The organism is Streptomyces sp. NPDC002845, assembly GCF_053591955.1.
The window spans coordinates 83,242-101,681 of the sequence record NZ_JBSFUU010000024.1 but is presented as its reverse complement, the minus strand read 5'-3'; the positions used below and the strand labels follow the sequence as shown (position 1 = coordinate 101,681).

Annotated in this window: 18 protein-coding genes and 4 tRNA genes; 18 read left to right on the top strand and 4 right to left on the bottom strand. The window is 68.9% G+C overall.

The window, feature by feature from the left end:
- The first annotated feature begins 35 nt into the window (after positions 1 to 35).
- Together ACWD3C_RS19510 and ACWD3C_RS19505 are read left to right on the top strand one after the other, a co-directional pair.
- Positions 36 to 117, top strand: a tRNA-Tyr gene (locus tag ACWD3C_RS19510).
- 172 nt (positions 118 to 289) lie between these two features.
- Complete coding sequence (locus tag ACWD3C_RS19505) at positions 290 to 496, top strand: hypothetical protein (protein WP_451145444.1); 207 nt, start codon at positions 290 to 292, stop codon at positions 494 to 496.
- Between the two features lie 33 nt (positions 497 to 529).
- Here ACWD3C_RS19505 and ACWD3C_RS19500 read toward each other — a convergent pair whose 3' ends face one another.
- Both ACWD3C_RS19500 and ACWD3C_RS19495 read right to left on the bottom strand, forming a co-directional pair.
- Positions 530 to 1,186 carry an SDR family oxidoreductase gene (locus ACWD3C_RS19500; protein ID WP_451145442.1) on the bottom strand — a complete coding sequence of 219 codons (657 nt, stop codon included), beginning with the start codon at positions 1,184 to 1,186 and terminating at the stop codon, positions 530 to 532.
- A gap of 201 nt (positions 1,187 to 1,387) precedes the next feature.
- Entirely contained in the window at positions 1,388 to 2,677 is a 1,290-nt protein-coding gene (locus tag ACWD3C_RS19495) for an amidohydrolase family protein (protein ID WP_451145440.1), read from the bottom strand.
- Between the two features lie 315 nt (positions 2,678 to 2,992).
- On the opposite strand from ACWD3C_RS19495, the gene ACWD3C_RS19490 reads away from it, so the two are divergent.
- The 7 genes from ACWD3C_RS19490 (at position 2,993) to ACWD3C_RS19460 (ending at position 6,511) form a co-directional block, all read left to right on the top strand.
- Positions 2,993 to 3,065 (top strand) — tRNA-Thr (locus ACWD3C_RS19490).
- A 46-nt stretch (positions 3,066 to 3,111) separates the two neighbouring features.
- Positions 3,112 to 3,184 (top strand) — tRNA-Met (locus ACWD3C_RS19485).
- 88 nt (positions 3,185 to 3,272) lie between these two features.
- Complete coding sequence (gene rpmG / locus ACWD3C_RS19480) at positions 3,273 to 3,437, top strand: 50S ribosomal protein L33 (protein WP_003948671.1); 165 nt, start codon at positions 3,273 to 3,275, stop codon at positions 3,435 to 3,437.
- A 129-nt stretch (positions 3,438 to 3,566) separates the two neighbouring features.
- Positions 3,567 to 4,031: an FAS1-like dehydratase domain-containing protein gene (locus tag ACWD3C_RS19475; protein ID WP_451145438.1), complete on the top strand. Its 465-nt coding sequence runs from the start codon at positions 3,567 to 3,569 to the stop codon at positions 4,029 to 4,031.
- 5 nt (positions 4,032 to 4,036) lie between these two features.
- Positions 4,037 to 4,465, top strand: a complete 429-nt coding sequence (locus ACWD3C_RS19470; protein ID WP_451145436.1) for a MaoC family dehydratase — start codon at positions 4,037 to 4,039, stop codon at positions 4,463 to 4,465.
- A gap of 144 nt (positions 4,466 to 4,609) precedes the next feature.
- Entirely contained in the window at positions 4,610 to 5,665 is a 1,056-nt protein-coding gene (locus ACWD3C_RS19465) for a UDP-N-acetylmuramate dehydrogenase (RefSeq protein WP_451145434.1), read from the top strand.
- Positions 5,666 to 5,803: 138 nt separating this feature from the next.
- Positions 5,804 to 6,511: a hypothetical protein gene (locus ACWD3C_RS19460; RefSeq protein WP_451145432.1), complete on the top strand. Its 708-nt coding sequence runs from the start codon at positions 5,804 to 5,806 to the stop codon at positions 6,509 to 6,511.
- Here the strand turns inward: ACWD3C_RS19460 and ACWD3C_RS19455 are convergent.
- Together ACWD3C_RS19455 and ACWD3C_RS19450 are read right to left on the bottom strand one after the other, a co-directional pair.
- Positions 6,456 to 7,496 carry an adenosine deaminase gene (locus tag ACWD3C_RS19455; protein WP_451145430.1) on the bottom strand — a complete coding sequence of 347 codons (1,041 nt, stop codon included), beginning with the start codon at positions 7,494 to 7,496 and terminating at the stop codon, positions 6,456 to 6,458. The two genes, ACWD3C_RS19460 and ACWD3C_RS19455, sit on opposite strands and share 56 nt — an antisense overlap.
- A 135-nt stretch (positions 7,497 to 7,631) precedes the next feature.
- A complete protein-coding gene (locus tag ACWD3C_RS19450; RefSeq protein WP_451145428.1) occupies positions 7,632 to 8,858 on the bottom strand; it encodes a pyridoxal phosphate-dependent aminotransferase in 1,227 nt (408 codons plus the stop codon).
- 295 nt (positions 8,859 to 9,153) lie between these two features.
- Here ACWD3C_RS19450 and ACWD3C_RS19445 point away from each other — a divergent pair.
- The 9 genes from ACWD3C_RS19445 to rpoB all read left to right on the top strand — a co-directional run bounded on the left by ACWD3C_RS19445 (position 9,154) and on the right by rpoB (position 18,433).
- Positions 9,154 to 9,226, top strand: a tRNA-Trp gene (locus ACWD3C_RS19445).
- Positions 9,227 to 9,340: 114 nt separating this feature from the next.
- On the top strand, positions 9,341 to 9,628 hold the full coding sequence (gene secE, locus ACWD3C_RS19440; RefSeq protein ID WP_451145426.1) for a preprotein translocase subunit SecE: 288 nt from the start codon (positions 9,341 to 9,343) through the stop codon (positions 9,626 to 9,628).
- 77 nt (positions 9,629 to 9,705) lie between these two features.
- Positions 9,706 to 10,542 carry a transcription termination/antitermination protein NusG gene (gene nusG / locus ACWD3C_RS19435; RefSeq protein WP_451145424.1) on the top strand — a complete coding sequence of 279 codons (837 nt, stop codon included), beginning with the start codon at positions 9,706 to 9,708 and terminating at the stop codon, positions 10,540 to 10,542.
- Between the two features lie 154 nt (positions 10,543 to 10,696).
- Positions 10,697 to 11,131, top strand: a complete 435-nt coding sequence (rplK, locus tag ACWD3C_RS19430; protein WP_016645192.1) for a 50S ribosomal protein L11 — start codon at positions 10,697 to 10,699, stop codon at positions 11,129 to 11,131.
- A 78-nt stretch (positions 11,132 to 11,209) separates the two neighbouring features.
- Positions 11,210 to 11,935, top strand: coding sequence for a 50S ribosomal protein L1 (gene rplA, locus ACWD3C_RS19425; RefSeq protein WP_451145422.1), 726 nt, complete (start codon positions 11,210 to 11,212; stop codon positions 11,933 to 11,935).
- A 173-nt stretch (positions 11,936 to 12,108) separates the two neighbouring features.
- Positions 12,109 to 12,960 carry a hypothetical protein gene (locus ACWD3C_RS19420; RefSeq protein ID WP_451145420.1) on the top strand — a complete coding sequence of 284 codons (852 nt, stop codon included), beginning with the start codon at positions 12,109 to 12,111 and terminating at the stop codon, positions 12,958 to 12,960.
- 340 nt (positions 12,961 to 13,300) lie between these two features.
- Positions 13,301 to 13,831, top strand: a complete 531-nt coding sequence (gene rplJ / locus ACWD3C_RS19415) for a 50S ribosomal protein L10 (protein WP_451145418.1) — start codon at positions 13,301 to 13,303, stop codon at positions 13,829 to 13,831.
- Between the two features lie 115 nt (positions 13,832 to 13,946).
- Complete coding sequence (gene rplL, locus ACWD3C_RS19410) at positions 13,947 to 14,333, top strand: 50S ribosomal protein L7/L12 (RefSeq protein ID WP_451145416.1); 387 nt, start codon at positions 13,947 to 13,949, stop codon at positions 14,331 to 14,333.
- A 614-nt stretch (positions 14,334 to 14,947) separates the two neighbouring features.
- Positions 14,948 to 18,433 carry a DNA-directed RNA polymerase subunit beta gene (rpoB, locus tag ACWD3C_RS19405; protein WP_451145414.1) on the top strand — a complete coding sequence of 1,162 codons (3,486 nt, stop codon included), beginning with the start codon at positions 14,948 to 14,950 and terminating at the stop codon, positions 18,431 to 18,433.
- Positions 18,434 to 18,440 lie beyond the last annotated feature (7 nt).

Below are 18,440 nucleotides of genomic sequence, written 5' to 3'. Positions count from 1 at the left end.
ACCGCCGAAAATCGGTTCGAAGGGCAGCAACCCCAGGCGGTGTGCCCGAGTGGCCAATGGGAGCGGACTGTAAATCCGTCGGCTTAGCCTACCCAGGTTCGAATCCTGGCGCCGCCACGTTGAGGAGCCCCCTCCGGGACTGCGAGAGCAGATCCGGAGGGGGCTCCTTCGTATACGAACGGAACCGAAGAGGCGGTGCTGCGAAGAGGCGGTGCGAAGGGGCGCGCTACGAACGGCCGCATCGTCCCGCCCCCGGTGCATCACCTCACGCACCGGGCACACTGACCCCATGTCATCGCGTCGCAGAAGCTGTCCCGAGTGCCGTCGCGAGATCGCTGTGGTCGCCGGGCGGTTCGCGCGGCACGATCCGCCGGGGGCGAGTGGTGGACTGGTGTCGTGCCCGGGTTCGCGCCGACTGGCGGAGATCGGGGCGGCCCAACCGGCGCTGGACGGGTACGCCGTTTCCGAGTTCCCCGGGCAACTCCCGCTGTTCTGACGGCCGTACCGGCGATACGCCGGTCGTGGACCGTCAGTTCCCCGCGACCGCCTTCACGGCCACCGACACCGGCGCCGAACCGCTGATCAGCTCCAGGGTCAGACCGGCCGTGGCCGGGGTGTCCAGCAGTTCCGCGAGGACGGCGGCCACGTCGTCGCGAGGGACCGGGCCCCGGCCGGTGGAGGCCTCCAGGCGTACGAGACCGGTGCCGGCGTCGTTCGTCAGCATCCCGGGGCGCAGGATCGTCCAGTCCAGGGACGGACGGCTCCGTACATACGCGTCGGCCGCGCCCTTGGCCCGCAGATACGCGTCGAAGACCTCGTCGCCGGAGTGCTCCGGGTCCGCGCCCATCGACGACACCACCACATACCGGCGCACCCCGGCCCGCTCCGCCGCGTCCGCGAAGAGAACCGCCGCGCCACGGTCCACCGTGTCCTTGCGGGCCACCCCGCTGCCCGGGCCCGCACCCGCCGCGAAGACGGCCGCGTCCGCGCCCCGCAGATGAGCGTCGACCTCCTCCACCGAGGCCGACTCCAGGTCGCACACCACCGGTTCGGCACCGGCCGCCCGCAGATCGTCGCCCTGCTCGGCGCTGCGGATGATCCCCGCGACCTCGTCCCCGCGCGCGGCGAGCAACCGCTCCAGCCGCAGCGCGATCTGACCATGACCTCCAGCAATGACAATGCGCATGTTTCAGACCGTACGCCCGGCCGGACGAGTCCGCCCCACGGACAACGCGCCAACCCGCGCCACACATGCCCCACTGCCCCACGCGCGTGTGGGGCACGAAAACGCACCCACGCGCGCGTGGGGCATGTGTGGGGCACGCCTCCAGGAACGCCCAACGAACAACCCGCCCAGCGAACAACCGCCCGACGAATACCGTCCGTCCTACGACGGCTCCCCCCGCCCCTGCCGAGGCAGATCCAGCCCCGTGGCCGCCGCCGAGTTGCAGTACTCCCGTACCGCGCTCGTCCGCGCCACCACGCGCCCCCGGTGCACCACGATCCGGCTGTACGCCAGCGAGAGCGCCCCCGCGAGGCGGTCGCCGCGTACGGCGAGAAGCTCGGCCGGGAAGCCCGCCTCGACGCGCACCTCGGGAAGCCCGAGCGCGGCCCGCGCGGCCGAGCTCACGGTGCCGTACGCGTCCTCGGCGCGCAGCCCGCCGCGCGAGGCCAGCAGGTACGCCGCCTCCAGCGGGTCGCCCCGGCCCACGGGGTTCGCCACGTCCCGCAGTGCCCCGCTGCCCGCCGCGATCCGCACCCCGGCGGCCCGCAGCAGCCGTACGGGAGCCGTGCCGGGCCGGTCGACGCCCCCGCAGCCGCCCTGCGGCAGGCAGACGACTGTCACCCCGGCCGCCGCGAGCTGGTCCGCCGCGCGGGAGGCGACCTCGGCCGGCAGCCGCCCCAGGCCGCCGCACGGGCCGAGGGCCACGCCGGGGCGCAGCCCGCCCGCCATCGCCGCGAGCCGGGCCAGCCGGGTGGGGTCGGAGCCGTCCGTGTGCAGGTCGACCGGGCAGCCGTGCTCGGAGGCGATGTCGAGGACCGCCTCGACGTACCCCGTGGGATCGGGGTCCACGTCCGGACGGCCGCCCACCACGGAGGCGCCCATCTTCACCGCGTCCCGCAGCATCGCGAGGCCGTCCGCCCCGGCGAGCCCGGTCAGCACGCGCGGCATCGCCACCGTCGTCAACTCGGCCAGCCCGCGCAGCGACCGCCGCGCCTGGAGCACCGCCGACAGCGCGCCCAGGCCCTGTACGTCGCCGACGTGGACGTGCGAGCGCAGCGCCGTCGCCCCGTGCCCGAGCTGCAGCAGAGCCGCCTCGGTGGCCCGCCGCTGGACGTCCTGGGGGTCGTACGAGGCCGGCCCGTCGTCGGCGGCGGAGAGTGCCGTGTCGACGTGGGCGTGCGGCTCGACGGGGGCCGGCAGGAGCAGATAGCCGCTCAGGTCCACGCGCGCGGTGCGCGCGCCCGGGCCGGCGGCCGCGCCCGACGCCAGGCTGCCGGCCGTGCCGACCGCCTCGATGCGGCCTTCGCCGAGCCGTACGTCCACGGTCCGGCCGTCGGTGAGCCGCGCCCCGCACAGCAGCAGGGAGGCGCCCTCGGTCTGCTCCGGCGAGGACCCCGACGACCCCGATGACCCCGACGAGGAGTGGGGCGGCTGCGGCTGGCTGTCGGGCATCGCGCTCCTGTGAACTGGACGGCTTGGGAGGCAAGATCACGCAGAGTGAGTCGAGCCTAGGGTGGCGACCGGTCGGCTTCGGGGAGGAGCGCAATAGTCGTACTGATGGGGTCCACCGCCGCAGCCCTGCGGTCTCCGCCGTGTTCAGCGGTGTTCAGTGGTGTTTCGCCATCGTCTGCCTGCGGCCGCCGGGCCGGTGCTGTTGGGAAACATGGGGCGCGAGGGGCGGATGAAGTCCGCGTGTACAGAGCCGGGCGGGTGCCGCGAAACGGATTTGGGCGATCGGCGGTGGGACGTGTAATGTCTTCATCGCTCGCCCCAATAGCTCAGTCGGCAGAGCGTCTCCATGGTAAGGAGAAGGTCTACGGTTCGATTCCGTATTGGGGCTCTGGTGTGAGAGGTTCCCGCCGCGAGGCGGGGCCCGATCGCATCACAGCGGTGTAGCTCAGTCGGTAGAGCAAGCGGCTCATAATCGCTGTGTCACCGGTTCAAGTCCGGTCACCGCTACTGACAGTAGCCGATTGCGGGGTCGGTCCTTCGATCGGCTACTCTTTCCTGCGTTAAACGTCCCATCCGTTCGTCAAGGAGCACTCACGTGGCTGCCACCGACGTCCGCCCGAAGATCACGCTGGCCTGCGTGGAGTGCAAGGAGCGGAACTACATCACCAAGAAGAACCGGCGTAACAACCCGGACCGTCTTGAGATGAAGAAGCACTGCCCGCGTTGCAACGCGCACACCGCGCACCGCGAGACGCGATAAAACAGGCTCGTACGACGAGGCCGTCCCCTACTGCGGGGGGCGGCCTCGCGTCGTTTCGGCCACTCGGTGAACGCTCGCGAGCCGTCGTTCATCGCTCAACCACAGCAGACACCAGGAGGTACCGAGCCCATGGCGCTCGACCAGTCCTTCGTGGGGCGGTCCTACCCGCCCACCGACCCGTACGAGGTCGGCCGGGAGAAGATCCGTGAGTTCGCGGAGGCCGTGGGGGACCCCAACCCGGCGTACACGGACCCGGAGGCCGCCAAGGCGCTCGGGCATGCCGAGGTGATCGCCCCGCCGACCTTCGTCTTCGCGATCACCTTCAAGGCCGCGGGACAGGTCGTCCAGGACCCCCAGCTGGGCCTCGACTACAGCCGCGTGGTGCACGGCGACCAGAAGTTCGCCTATACGCGCCCGGTGCGCGCCGGCGACCGGCTCACGGTCACCTCGACCATCGAGAAGATCAAGTCCATGTCCGGCAACGACATCATCGACATCCGCGGTGAGGTGCACGACGAGGCGGGCGAGCACGTCGTCACCGCCTGGACCAAGCTCGTGGCCCGCGCGGCGGACTCCGAGGACGAGGAGGCGTGAGGCGGATGACCGCGAAGATCTCGTACGACGACGTCGAGGTCGGCACCGAACTGCCGGCCCAGACCTTCGGCGTGACCCGCGCCACCCTCGTCCAGTACGCGGGCGCCTCAGGGGACTTCAACCCGATCCACTGGAACGAGAAGTTCGCCAAGGAGGTCGGGCTGCCGGACGTGATCGCCCACGGCATGTTCACCATGGCCGAGGCGATCCGCGTGGTCACCGACTGGGCGGGCGACCCCGGCGCGGTCGTCGAGTACGGCGTCCGCTTCACCAGGCCCGTCGTCGTCCCCAACGACGACCAGGGCGCGACCATCGAGGTCAGCGGCAAGATCGCCGCCAAGCTCGACGACAACACCGTCCGCGTCGACCTCACCGCCATGAGCGCCGGGCAGAAGGTGCTGGGGATGTCCCGGGCGGTTGTGCGGCTGGCCTGATGGCGGTTGTCAGGTGTCGGTAAGGGGCGTTCGCCATTGCGGGCGCCCCTTACGGCCGCCGTCCCAGGCCACTGCAACTCGGCGCCGTACGACCGTGAGCGGCCCCGCCCGGACCGGCGGCGCCGTTCTCGTACCCTTGTGCACGTGCTGGAACTCCACGACGCCCCGATCGCCCCGCTGACCACCTTCCGGCTCGGCGGCCCGGCGGCCCGGCTGATCACCGCGACCACCGACGACGAGGTGATCGCCGCCGTCCGCGAAGCCGACGACAGCGGCACGCCCCTGCTGCTCATCGGCGGCGGATCGAACCTGGTCATCGGCGACAAGGGCTTCGCGGGGACCGTGCTCGTCATCGCCACGAAGGGCTTCGCGCTCGACGGTACGCGACTGGAGCTGGCCGCCGGCGAGGTGTGGACCGACGCGGTCGCCCGCATCGTCGAGGCCGGGCTCGCGGGCATCGAGTGCCTCGCCGGAATCCCCGGTTCCGCAGGCGCGACACCGATCCAGAACGTGGGCGCCTACGGCCAGGAGGTCTCCTCCACCATCACCGAGGTGGTCGCCTACGACCGGCGGACCCGCGAGACGGTCACCGTCCCGAACACCGAGTGCGCCTTCTCGTACCGCCACAGCCGCTTCAAGGCCGACCCCGAGCGCTTCGTCGTGCTGCGCGTCCGATTCGAGCTGGAGGACGCGCAGGGGCTGTCGGGGCCCGTCAAGTACGCCGAGACCGCCCGCGCGCTCGGCGTCGAACCGGGCGACCGGGTACCCCTCGCCGACGCCCGCGAGACCGTGCTGAAGCTGCGCGCCGGGAAGGGCATGGTGCTCGACCCCGAGGACCACGACACCTGGTCGGCCGGGTCGTTCTTCACCAACCCGATCCTCACGGACGAGGAGTTCGCCACGTTCCACGCGCGCGTGCGGGAGCGTCTGGGTGACGGTGCGGTGCCGCCCGCGTATTCGGCGGGGGAGGGGTACACCAAGACCTCCGCCGCCTGGCTGATCGACAAGGCGGGCTACCCCAAGGGGTACGGCACCGGGCCCGCCCGCATCTCCACCAAGCACACCCTGGCCCTCACCAACCGGGGCTCGGCCACCACCGAGGACCTCCTCGCGCTCGCCCGCGAGGTCGTCGCCGGGGTACGGGACGCCTTCGGGATCACGCTGGTCAACGAGCCGGTGACGGTGGGCGTGAGCCTCTGACGGGCAACCTCCGGAGCCTCTGACGGGCCACCTCCGGTGGATCGCCGGCAGGGAATTTCCGTTGCCGAGAGCCCCGGCCGACCGTCACCCTGACCGCATGACGCATCCCGCGACCCGATCACCCACCGGGCTCCCCCAGTGCGCCTGAGGCTCCGCGAGTTCAGGCCCCGCACCGGCCCCCACGAGCACCGTGTCGTTCAGCCCCGCACCCCGCTGCGCCACACCTCACTGCGTGACCCGGACCCGTACGGCGTCCTCACGGGCGACCACGACGGGCTGAACAGGCTCGCCGGGCTGTTCTCCTTCGCCGCCTACTCGCGGCACACCATCGTGCACGTGCCGCTCCGGGACGGCCTCCCGCCCGCCGAGGGCCGCGGCGAGCTCGTGGACCTCGTCCTGGTCCACCACTCGTACGGCCTGCGCCCCACCAAGTGGCCCGACCTCCGCCGCCGGCTCGGGCCGGGCACCCCCCTCACGGTCCGCACCGACGAGGCCCGCACCGCGCGGGACGCCGCCGCCTGGCGGAAACGGCGCGACGACACCGACTTGCGCGACTGGCTGCGGCACACCACGCACGCGCGTACGTTCTTCCTGACCGGCAGCCGGGACGTCTTCGCCGAGACGGCCATGGCCCTCGCGTACGCGGCCGGCTTCGGACCGCGCCAGAAACGCGTCGCCAAGGGCCGGTCGGCCCTGATGACCTGCGTCTCCGGGCTGGAGCCGGGGTACGACATGTGGCGCAGCCCCGAGGTCCTGATCTGCTTCCGGGCCTACCCGCCCTACGCCCACTTCAGGCGACCGGGGCGGCCAGCCAGTCGTCCACCCCGGACAGCAGCTTCTTCCTGACGTCCTCCGGCGCCGCCGACGCCCGCACCGACTGCCGTGCCAGCTCCGCAAGCTCCACGTCCGTGAAGCCGTGGTGCCGGCGCGCGATCTCGTACTGGGCGCCCAGCCGTGAGCCGAACAGGAGCGGGTCGTCCGCGCCGAGCGCCATCGGGACCCCGGCCTCGTACAACGTCCTCAGAGGCACGTCCTCGGGCTTCTCGTAGACCCCCAGAGCGACGTTGGACGCCGGGCACACCTCGCAGGTGATCCCCCGGTCCGCGAGCTGCCTCAGCAGCCGCGGGTCCTCCGCCGCCCGCACCCCGTGGCCGATCCGCGAGGCGTGCAGGTCGTCCAGGCAGTCCCGCACCGACGACGGACCGGTCAGCTCACCCCCGTGCGGCGCCGACAGCAGACCGCCCTCCCGCGCGATGTGGAAGGCCCGGTCGAAGTCCCGCGCCATGCCCCGCCGCTCGTCGTTGGAGAGCCCGAAACCGACCACGCCCCGGTCCGCGTACCGCACCGCCAGCCGGGCCAGCGTGCGGGCGTCCAGCGGGTGTTTCATGCGGTTCGCGGCGACCAGGACCCGCATCCCGAGCCCGGTCTCGCGCGAGGTCGTCTCCACCGCGTCCAGGATGATCTCCAGGGCCGGGATCAGCCCGCCCAGGCGAGGCGCGTACGACGTCGGGTCGACCTGGATCTCCAGCCAGCCGGAACCGTCCTTCAGATCCTCCTCGGCCGCCTCGCGCACCAGCCGCTGGATGTCCTCCGGCTCTCTGACGCACGACCGCGCCGAGTCGTACAGCCGCTGGAACCGGAACCACCCCCGCTCGTCCGTCGCCCGCAGCTTCGGCGGCTCACCGCTGGTCAGCGACTCGGTCAGCACGTCGGGCAGCCGTACGCCGTGCTTGTCGGCGAGTTCGAGGACGGTGCCGGGCCGCATCGACCCGGTGAAGTGCAGGTGCAGATGGGCCTTGGGCAGCCCAGAGACATCACGTACGTGCTCCATCCCAGGATCCTGCCGTACGCGCCGGTCGCATCGGTAGCGCTTTCCCCGAACGTGGTCTTGCTCGCACAAACGACAGGGGGTCACCCCATGAACATTCATATGAAACGTTCATGGGGTGACCCCCTGCGGAGGACGTCAGTCCCTGGCCTCCGCCAGCAGCTTCTGGACGCGCGACACGCCCTCGACGAGGTCCTCGTCCCCCAGGGCGTACGACAGCCGCAGGTAGCCCGGCGTGCCGAAGGCCTCGCCCGGGACGACCGCGACCTCGACCTCGTCCAGGATCAGCGCGGCCAGCTCGACCGAGTTCTGCGGGCGCTTGCCGCGGATCTCCTTGCCGATCAGGCCCTTCACCGACGGGTACGCGTAGAACGCGCCCTCGGGCTCCGGGCAGACCACACCGTCGATCTCGTTGAGCATCCGCACGATCGTCTTACGGCGGCGGTCGAAGGCCTCGCGCATCTTCGCCACCGCGTCCAGGTCGCCGGAGACCGCGGACAGGGCCGCGACCTGCGCCACGTTCGAGACGTTCGACGTGGCATGCGACTGGAGGTTCGTCGCGGCCTTGACGACGTCCTTCGGGCCGATGATCCAGCCCACGCGCCAGCCGGTCATCGCGTACGTCTTCGCGACACCGTTGACCACGATGCACTTGTCGCGTAGCTCGGGCAGGAGCGCGGGCAGCGACACGGAGGCCGCGTCGCCGTAGACCAGATGTTCGTAGATCTCGTCGGTCAGCACCCACAGGCCGTGCTCGACGGCCCAGCGGCCGATGGCCTCGGTCTCGGCCTCGGTGTAGACCGCGCCGGTCGGGTTCGAGGGGGAGACGAAGAGGACGACCTTGGTCTTCTCCGTACGGGCGGCCTCAAGCTGCTCCACCGAGACCCGGTAGCCGGTCGTCTCGTCCGCGACGACCTCGACCGGGACACCGCCGGCGAGACGGATCGACTCCGGGTACGTCGTCCAGTAGGGCGCCGGGACGATGACCTCGTCGCCCGGGTCGAGGATCGCGGCGAAGGCCTCGTAGATGGCCTGCTTGCCGCCGTTGGTGACCAGGATCTGGGAGACGTCGGGCTCGTAGCCGGAGTCACGCAGGGTCTTCGTGGCGATCGCGGCCTTCAGCTCGGGCAGGCCGCCCGCCGGCGTGTAGCGGTGGTACTTCGGGTTCTTGCAGGCCTCGATCGCGGCCTCGACGATGTAGTCCGGGGTCGGGAAGTCGGGCTCACCGGCGCCGAAGCCGATCACCGGGCGCCCGGCGGCCTTCAGTGCCTTGGCCTTGGCGTCCACGGCGAGGGTGGCGGACTCGGAGATCGCGCCGACTCGGGCGGAGACCCGGCGCTCGGAGGGAGGGTTGGCAGCGCTCATGGGGCCCATGGTTTCAGACCCGAAACGTCGGCGGCACGCGGGTTTCACAGACTGGGCAACGGGGTGAACAGATGCCCGAGCCCCGCCGCGCACCCGCTGAGCAGCGGCCCGAAATCCTGCCGTGCGGCGGCCGTACATCCGTCGATCTTCGACGTGGAAAGCCCGTAGGGACACTTTCTGTTCGACGACCGGCCGTGGAACACGTACACTCTCACCTCGTTGGCCTCTTACGGGCCGCGCCCACCCGGTGCACACCGAGCACCCGGGCGGATGCGGTACGTTGGGGGAACCACAAAGGGTCGTAGCTCAATTGGTAGAGCACTGGTCTCCAAAACCAGCGGTTGGGGGTTCAAGTCCCTCCGGCCCTGCTACACACTCCTTAGCCAGGATGTGTGCGCATGTACGTACAGCTATTGCATTGCACCGCCGTGCGGCTCAGACCGGGCGCGGCACGGCCACGACCCGGAATCAGGTGAGGACGAGTGACGGACGCCGTGGGCTCCATCGACATGCCTGATGCCCAGGATGAGGCGCCGGAGTCCCAGAAGAAGACCCGCAAGGGCGGCAAGCGGGCCAAGAAGGGCCCGTTCAAGCGCCTGGCGCTCTTCTATCGCCAGATCGTCGCGGAACTCCGCAAGGTCGTCTGGCCGACCCGGACCCAGCTGACGAGATACACCACCGTGGTGATCATCTTCGTCGTCGTCATGATCGGCCTGGTGACTCTGATTGACTTCGGTCTCGACAAGGCAGCCAAGTACGTCTTCGGCTGAGCCGAACGCGAAGGGCGCCGTACCCGGCGCCCATTTCGCGTGTTCCACCCCTCTGTAACCAGGAAGAAGCAGCCACCGTGTCTGACCCGAACCTGAACGACGCCTCCGAGTCGGTCGAGTCCGTCGAGGACGAGCTCGCCGCCGTCGAGGGCACGGACACCGAGGACACCAAGGACCTCGCCGAGGTTGAGGCTGCCGACGCCGAGGACGAGGCCACCGAGGAAGACGCCGAGGCCGCGGAGGCCGAGGCCGAGGAGACCGACGCGGAAGAGGCCGAGGAAGAAGGGGCCGAGCCCGTCGACCCCGTCGCCGCCCTGCGCGAGGAACTGCGGACCCTGCCCGGCGAGTGGTACGTCATCCACACGTACGCCGGTTACGAGAACCGCGTGAAGACCAACCTCGAACAGCGTGCCGTCTCGCTGAACGTCGAGGACTTCATCTTCCAGGCCGAGGTGCCGCAGGAAGAGGTCGCGCAGATCAAGAACGGCGAGCGCAAGACCGTCCGCCAGAACAAGCTCCCCGGCTATGTGCTGGTGCGCATGGACCTGACGAACGAGTCCTGGGGTGTCGTCCGCAACACGCCCGGCGTCACCGGCTTCGTGGGCAACGCCTACGACCCGTACCCGCTGACCCTGGACGAGATCGTCAAGATGCTCGCCCCGGAGGCCGAGGAGAAGGCCGCCCGCGAGGCCGCCGAGGCCGAGGGCAAGCCCGCTCCGGCCCGCAAGGTCGAGGTCCAGGTGCTGGACTTCGAGGTCGGCGACTCGGTCACCGTCACCGACGGCCCGTTCGCCACGCTCCAGGCCACCATCAACGAGATCAACCCCGACTCGAAGAAGGTCAAGGGTCTCGTCGAGATCTTCGGCCGCGAGACGCCGGTCGAGCTGAGCTTCGACCAGATCCAGAAGAACTGATCGTTCTCATACTTCCGTCCAGGTCAGGCAGGCTCCCGAAGCCCGCCTGACCTGCTCGGTTTCAGGCTGCACCGCATTGGCCGTTATCGTGGTGCGGTTGCCTTCGCGGCAACATGACAAGGCAAGACAGACAAGACAAGGCAGAGGACCCGGAATGCCTCCCAAGAAGAAGAAGGTCACGGGGCTTATCAAGCTCCAGATCCAGGCCGGTGCCGCCAACCCGGCCCCGCCGGTCGGCCCCGCGCTGGGCCAGCACGGCGTCAACATCATGGAGTTCTGCAAGGCCTACAACGCCGCGACCGAGTCGCAGCGCGGCTGGGTCATCCCGGTGGAGATCACGGTCTACGAGGACCGCTCCTTCACCTTCATCACCAAGACCCCGCCGGCCGCCAAGATGATCCTCAAGGCCGCGGGCGTGGAGAAGGGCTCCGGCGAGCCGCACAAGACCAAGGTCGCCAAGATCACCGAGGCGCAGGTCCGCGAGATCGCCACCACCAAGATGCCCGACCTCAACGCCAACGACCTGGACGCCGCGTCGAAGATCATCGCCGGCACCGCCCGCTCCATGGGCATCACGGTCGAGGGCTGAGCACTTCCCTTGTAGAACCCCGTGGCAGGGCCTGCTCGGCCCGTACCACGACTCCTCAACGAACACACAGGAGCAGTTGTGAGCAAGCGCAGCAAGGCTCTCCGCGCTGCGGACGCCAAGATCGACCGGGAGAAGCTGTACGCCCCGCTCGAGGCCGTCCGTCTCGCCAAGGAGACCTCCACGAGCAAGTTCGACGGCACCGTCGAGGTCGCCTTCCGTCTGGGTGTCGACCCGCGCAAGGCCGACCAGATGGTCCGTGGCACCGTGAACCTCCCGCACGGCACCGGTAAGACCGCCCGGGTCCTGGTCTTCGCGACCGGTGACCGTGCCGAGGCCGCTCGTGCCGCGGGCGCCGACATCGTCGGCGCCGACGAGCTCATCGACGAGGTGTCGAAGGGCCGTCTGGACTTCGACGCCGTCGTCGCCACCCCGGACCTCATGGGCAAGGTCGGCCGCCTCGGCCGCGTGCTCGGTCCCCGTGGTCTCATGCCGAACCCCAAGACCGGCACCGTGACTCCGGACGTCACCAAGGCCGTGACCGAGATCAAGGGCGGCAAGATCGAGTTCCGCGTCGACAAGCACTCGAACCTGCACTTCATCATCGGCAAGGCGTCGTTCGACGACAGCAAGCTGGTGGAGAACTACGGTGCGGCCCTGGACGAGATCCTCCGTCTGAAGCCGTCCGCCGCCAAGGGGCGCTACATCAAGAAGGCCGCCATCACCACCACGATGGGCCCCGGCATTCCGGTCGACCCCAACCGCACCCGCAACCTCCTCGTCGAGGAGGACCCGGCCGCGGTCTGAGCCCTCACGGCTCACCTCAGTCGGTGACGGGCCCCGTACCTTCCGAGGTACGGGGCCCGTCCTCGTTTCCGGGACCACCGGCGTTCTGGGGCTGGAGGCGTTCCGGAGATATCCGTGCCCTTTGCTCCGCGGTGGGGTTAACGTGAAGATCGCGGGACACGAGGGGGGTACGGATGAGGGACACCGGTGCCGGGCGCGGCATCCTCCCGATCCTGGTGGCGGCCGTACTGGCCACGGCGGGCGCGTGCTCCTCCGGTGACCCCGGCCCCGGGCCCACGGCGTCCAGGAGCAGCCCGGACGCCCGTACGGCGGCCGCCCTGCGCGCGGCCGAGGAGGCCACCCAGCGGGCCGGTTCCGCACGGATCACCACGACGACGGTCATGGGCGACATGCTCGCCACGAAGACCGAGGGCGCCCTCACCTGGTCCGACGGCTCGACGGGCACGCTCCGCATCACCTCCACCGGCGGCCGGCTCGCCGGGACCATGCGTGAGCTGGGCAGCACCACCATGGACGCCCGGCTGCTGCCCGAGGCCTACTACGCCAAGGTCGGCGACGACTTCGCGCGGCAGATCGGCGGCAAGCACTGGATCAGGTACGACCACGACGACCTGGCCGACCTGCCGGGCGACACGGGGACGAGCCTGAGCAACCAGCTCCGCAACACCGCTCCCATCCCTCCGGTCAGGCTTCTGCTGGCGTCCGATGACGTACGGAGGGTCGGCGAGGAGACCGTGCGCGGGGAGAGGGCCGTGCACTACTCGGGCACGGTCGAGGTCGCGGATCTCGGCGAGGGCCGACTGCACGGTCTCCGGGACCAGCTGGAGCAGGCCGGCATCACCACCGAGACCATCGACATCTGGATCAACGACGAGAACCTGCTCGTCAAGAAGACCGAGAACGGCGAGACGGCCAACGGCACGATGTCTCAGACGGCGTACTACGGCGACTACGGCGCCGAGGTCACCGCCGAGGCGCCACCCGCGGACGACACCGTGGACTTCAAGGACCTCCTGGGGACCTGAGGGACTTGGGGGGCTTGAGGGGCCTGAGGGGCCTCAGGCCCCTCAGGGGCCTTGGGGCGGGACACCGGATTTGCTCGACGGCGATTCGTTCCCGTACTCTTGCCGAGAAGCCAAAGACCGCTGGTCGTTGCCGTGCGCTCGGGAGAGGGTGCGGTGGCCGAAGGATCCGCTGAAACTGCGGACGACCCGCGTAGGTGTGAGTGGAAGTCGCTCCCGGTCCGGTCCTGTATCCGTACGGAATTCGTCCGGTCGAGCTACGCCCCGTGCGCCTGCGCCGGGGCGTTTCGTTTTCCCAGCCCCTTCTGAGCGGTCCTCATCACCCGGAAGGAGGCCGAGGCTCATGGCGAGGCCTGACAAGGTCGCAGCCGTCGAGGAGATGCGGGACAAGTTCCGCAACTCCAACGCCGCTGTCGTGACCGCGTACACCGGTCTCACCGTTGCGCAGCTCAAGCAGCTGCGTCGTTCGCTCGGTGAGAACGCTCAGTACCGTGTGGTGAAGAACACGCTGACCAAGATTGCGGCCAACGAGGCCGGGATCACGACGCTGGACGACCTGTTCGCGGGTTCGTCGGCCGTCGCCTTCGTGACCGGTGACCCGGTCGAGGCGGCGAAGGGTCTTCGTGACTTCGCCAAGGACAACCCGAACCTCGTCATCAAGGGCGGTGTCCTTGATGGCAAGACGCTGTCCGCCGACGAGATCAAGAAGCTTGCGGACCTCGAGTCCCGCGAGGTGCTGCTCTCCAAGCTGGCCGGTGCCATGAAGGGCAAGCAGTCCCAGGCTGCCTCTGTCTTCCAGGCGCTGCCGTCGAAGCTCGTCCGCACCGTGGACGCCCTTCGCGCCAAGCAGGACGAGCAGGGCGGTGCCGAGTAATTCGGCTCCCGAAATGACCACCGCCGCCTGAGGCGGAGGTCGTAGCGGGCCGAACGTACGCCCGCCAGACATGTACATCCCGGCACCAGCCGAATTAGTGGAAGGATCGCCCATCATGGCGAAGCTCAGCCAGGAAGACCTGCTCGCGCAGTTCGAGGAGATGACCCTCATCGAGCTCTCCGAGTTCGTGAAGGCGTTCGAGGACAAGTTCGACGTCACCGCCGCCGCTGCCGCGCCGGTCATGATGCAGGGTGGCCCGGGTGTCCCCGCCGCCGAGGCCGCCGAGGAGCAGGACGAGTTCGACGTCGTCCTCACCGGCGCCGGCGACAAGAAGATCCAGGTCATCAAGGTCGTGCGTGAGCTGACCTCCCTGGGTCTGAAGGAGGCCAAGGACCTCGTGGACGGCGCCCCGAAGCCGGTCCTCGAGAAGGTCGCCAAGGACGCCGCCGAGAAGGCCGCCGAGTCCCTCAAGGGCGCCGGCGCCTCCGTCGAGGTCAAGTAACACCTCGGGTCCGCGAGGACTCGGACTCCCGTACGCGAGCGGTTCTCACCGTAGGGCTGTAACGCAAACGCGGTGAAGGGCGATCACCCAAGTGGGTGGTCGCCCTTCGGCGTTCCCGGACGTCGCCGGACGGCTGCCTTGCGCTGTCGGACACGACGAGTATGGTGATCTTCGTCGTGTCCCAGTGATCTCGGGGGTCCCCTGCCGGCAGGCCGCGAGTGACGATCGCGGCAGTCGGATAGGGCATGGGGGGCCTTGACGAACTGCACGCAGCGCGCAATTCTCAGGACGCGTCGTCACAACGATCCGCATCCGAGGCATGGATCGGCGGCGAAGAGGGCAGTATCGATGTGCAGCGAGGGCGTGGCTTGCCGCAGGTGTTGAGGAACAACGAGGGTTTCCGAGGGTCCGCAAACCCGCACTGGACATCAGTGGGCCAAGTGGCTACACTGACCCTTTGCGCTGCCTGTTAGCTGCCTCCTGCCCGTCACCAGGGGCATGCCCTCGCTTGAGCATCGAAGATCGGACCATCCCTGACCTGGGATTTTCCATCTCTGTGCCTTGCAGGGACCGGTACGCGCGTAGTGAGTCCGAGCCCTCGGAAGGACCCCCTCTTGGCCGCCTCGCGCACTGCCTCGACCGCGAATACGAACAACGGCGCAAGCACCGCCCCGCTGCGCATCTCCTTTGCAAAGATCAAGGAGCCCCTCGAGGTTCCGAACCTTCTCGCGCTGCAAACCGAGAGCTTCGACTGGCTGCTCGGCAACGACGCGTGGAAGGCTCGCGTCGAGGCGGCTCTGGAGTCAGGTCAGGACGTCCCCACCAAGTCCGGTCTGGAGGAGATCTTCGAGGAGATCTCCCCGATCGAGGACTTCTCCGGGTCGATGTCGCTGACCTTCCGCGACCACCGCTTCGAGCCCCCGAAGAACAGCATCGACGAGTGCAAGGAGCGCGACTTCACGTACGCGGCCCCGCTCTTCGTTACCGCCGAGTTCACCAACAACGAGACCGGCGAGATCAAGTCCCAGACGGTCTTCATGGGCGACTTCCCGCTCATGACGAACAAGGGCACGTTCGTCATCAACGGCACCGAGCGTGTCGTGGTGTCGCAGCTGGTCCGTTCGCCCGGTGTCTACTTCGACTCCAGCATCGACAAGACCTCCGACAAGGACATCTTCTCCGCCAAGATCATCCCGTCCCGGGGTGCCTGGCTGGAGATGGAGATCGACAAGCGCGACATGGTCGGTGTCCGCATCGACCGCAAGCGCAAGCAGTCCGTGACCGTACTCCTGAAGGCTCTCGGCTGGACGACCGAGCAGATCCTGGAGGAGTTCGGCGAGTACGAGTCCATGCGCGCCACCCTGGAGAAGGACCACACCCAGGGCCAGGACGACGCGCTGCTCGACATCTACCGCAAGCTGCGTCCGGGCGAGCCCCCCACGCGTGAGGCCGCGCAGACGCTCCTTGAGAACCTGTACTTCAACCCCAAGCGCTACGACCTCGCCAAGGTCGGCCGCTACAAGGTCAACAAGAAGCTGGGTGCGGACGCCCCGCTCGACGCGGGCATCCTGACCGTCGAGGACATCATCTCGTCGATCAAGTACCTGGTGAAGCTGCACGCGGGCGAGATCGAGACGGTCGGTGACAGCGGTCAGACGATCGTCGTCGAGACCGACGACATCGACCACTTCGGCAACCGCCGTCTGCGCAGCGTCGGCGAGCTCATCCAGAACCAGGTCCGTACGGGTCTGGCGCGTATGGAGCGCGTCGTCCGCGAGCGCATGACCACGCAGGACGTCGAGGCGATCACGCCGCAGACCCTGATCAACATCCGGCCGGTCGTCGCCTCCATCAAGGAGTTCTTCGGCACCAGCCAGCTGTCGCAGTTCATGGACCAGAACAACCCGCTGTCCGGTCTGACGCACAAGCGGCGTCTTTCCGCGCTCGGCCCGGGTGGTCTGTCCCGTGAGCGGGCCGGCTTCGAGGTCCGTGACGTGCACCCCTCGCACTACGGCCGCATGTGCCCGATCGAGACCCCCGAAGGCCCGAACATCGGTCTGATCGGCTCGCTCGCCACCTACGGCCGTGTCAACGCGTTCGGTTTCGTCGAGACCCCGTACCGCAAGGTCGTCGACGGCCAGGTCACCGACCAGGTGGACTACCTGACCGCCGACGAAGAGGACCGATTCGTCATCGCACAGGCCAACGCCACGCTCGCGGACGACCTGCGCTTCGCCGAGGCCCGTGTCCTGGTCCGCCGCCGTGGCGGCGAGGTCGACTACGTCGCCGGTGACGACGTGGACTACATGGACGTCTCGCCGCGCCAGATGGTGTCGGTCGCGACCGCCATGATCCCGTTCCTGGAGCACGACGACGCCAACCGTGCCCTCATGGGCGCGAACATGATGCGTCAGGCCGTGCCGCTGATCAAGTCCGAGTCCCCGCTCGTCGGCACCGGCATGGAGTACCGCTCCGCGGTCGACGCCGGCGATGTGGTCAAGGCCGAGAAGGCGGGTGTGGTCCAGGAGGTCTCCGCGGACTACATCACCACCGCCAACGACGACGGCACGTACATCACGTACCGGCTGGCCAAGTTCTCCCGCTCCAACCAGGGCACCTCGGTCAACCAGAAGGTCATCGTCCACGAGGGCGACCGGATCATCGAGGGCCAGGTCCTCGCCGACGGTCCGGCCACCCAGAACGGCGAGATGGCGCTCGGCAAGAACCTGCTCGTGGCGTTCATGCCGTGGGAGGGTCACAACTACGAGGACGCGATCATCCTGTCGCAGCGCCTCGTGCAGGACGACGTCCTCTCCTCGATCCACATCGAGGAGCACGAGGTCGACGCCCGTGACACCAAGCTCGGCCCCGAGGAGATCACCCGGGACATCCCGAACGTCTCCGAGGAGGTCCTCGCCGACCTCGACGAGCGCGGCATCATCCGTATCGGTGCCGAGGTCATCGCCGGTGACATCCTCGTCGGCAAGGTCACCCCGAAGGGTGAGACCGAGCTGACGCCCGAGGAGCGGCTGCTGCGCGCGATCTTCGGCGAGAAGGCCCGTGAGGTCCGTGACACCTCGCTGAAGGTGCCGCACGGTGAGACCGGCAAGGTCATCGGCGTCCGCGTCTTCGACCGCGAGGAGGGCGACGAGCTTCCCCCCGGTGTGAACCAGCTGGTGCGCGTGTACGTGGCGCAGAAGCGCAAGATCACCGACGGTGACAAGCTCGCCGGCCGCCACGGCAACAAGGGTGTCATCTCCAAGATCCTGCCGATCGAGGACATGCCGTTCCTGGAGGACGGCACCCCGGTCGACATCATCCTCAACCCCCTCGGCGTCCCGTCCCGAATGAACCCGGGACAGGTCTTGGAGATCCACCTCGGCTGGCTCGCCAGCCGCGGCTGGGACGTCTCCGGGCTCGGCGATGAGTGGGCGCAGCGCCTGCAGGCCATCGAGGCCGACCAGGTCGATCCCGGCACCAACGTCGCCACCCCCGTCTTCGACGGTGCGCGTGAGGACGAGCTCGCGGGTCTGCTGCAGCACACCATCCCGAACCGCGACGGCGAGCGCATGGTGCTCCCGACGGGTAAGGCGAGGCTGTTCGACGGCCGCTCCGGCGAGCCGTTCCCGGACCCGATCTCGGTCGGGTTCATGTACATCCTCAAGCTGCACCACCTGGTCGACGACAAGCTGCACGCCCGCTCGACCGGTCCGTACTCGATGATCACCCAGCAGCCGCTGGGTGGTAAGGCCCAGTTCGGTGGCCAGCGCTTCGGCGAGATGGAGGTGTGGGCGCTGGAGGCTTACGGCGCCGCGTACGCCCTCCAGGAGCTGCTGACCATCAAGTCCGACGACGTCACCGGCCGCGTGAAGGTCTACGAGGCCATCGTCAAGGGCGAGAACATCCCCGAGCCCGGCATCCCCGAGTCCTTCAAGGTGCTCATCAAGGAGATGCAGTCCCTGTGCCTCAACGTGGAGGTGCTGTCCTCGGACGGCATGTCCATCGAGATGCGCGACACCGACGAGGACGTCTTCCGCGCCGCGGAGGAGCTTGGCATCGACCTGTCCCGGCGCGAGCCGAGCAGCGTCGAAGAGGTCTGACGGGAGT

Bases quoted from the DNA above. Each gene is read 5' to 3' on its own strand.
- ACWD3C_RS19505 (WP_451145444.1), top strand. From the start codon at position 290: ATGTCATCGCGTCGCAGAAGCTGTCCCGAGTGCCGTCGCGAGATCGCT.
- ACWD3C_RS19500 (WP_451145442.1), bottom strand. From the start codon at position 1,186: ATGCGCATTGTCATTGCTGGAGGTCATGGTCAGATCGCGCTGCGGCTG.
- ACWD3C_RS19495 (WP_451145440.1), bottom strand. From the start codon at position 2,677: ATGCCCGACAGCCAGCCGCAGCCGCCCCACTCCTCGTCGGGGTCATCG.
- ACWD3C_RS19475 (WP_451145438.1), top strand. From the start codon at position 3,567: ATGGCGCTCGACCAGTCCTTCGTGGGGCGGTCCTACCCGCCCACCGAC.
- ACWD3C_RS19470 (WP_451145436.1), top strand. From the start codon at position 4,037: ATGACCGCGAAGATCTCGTACGACGACGTCGAGGTCGGCACCGAACTG.
- ACWD3C_RS19455 (WP_451145430.1), bottom strand. From the start codon at position 7,496: ATGGAGCACGTACGTGATGTCTCTGGGCTGCCCAAGGCCCATCTGCAC.
- ACWD3C_RS19450 (WP_451145428.1), bottom strand. From the start codon at position 8,858: ATGAGCGCTGCCAACCCTCCCTCCGAGCGCCGGGTCTCCGCCCGAGTC.
- rplK (WP_016645192.1), top strand. From the start codon at position 10,697: ATGCCTCCCAAGAAGAAGAAGGTCACGGGGCTTATCAAGCTCCAGATC.
- ACWD3C_RS19420 (WP_451145420.1), top strand. From the start codon at position 12,109: ATGAGGGACACCGGTGCCGGGCGCGGCATCCTCCCGATCCTGGTGGCG.
- rplJ (WP_451145418.1), top strand. From the start codon at position 13,301: ATGGCGAGGCCTGACAAGGTCGCAGCCGTCGAGGAGATGCGGGACAAG.
- rplL (WP_451145416.1), top strand. From the start codon at position 13,947: ATGGCGAAGCTCAGCCAGGAAGACCTGCTCGCGCAGTTCGAGGAGATG.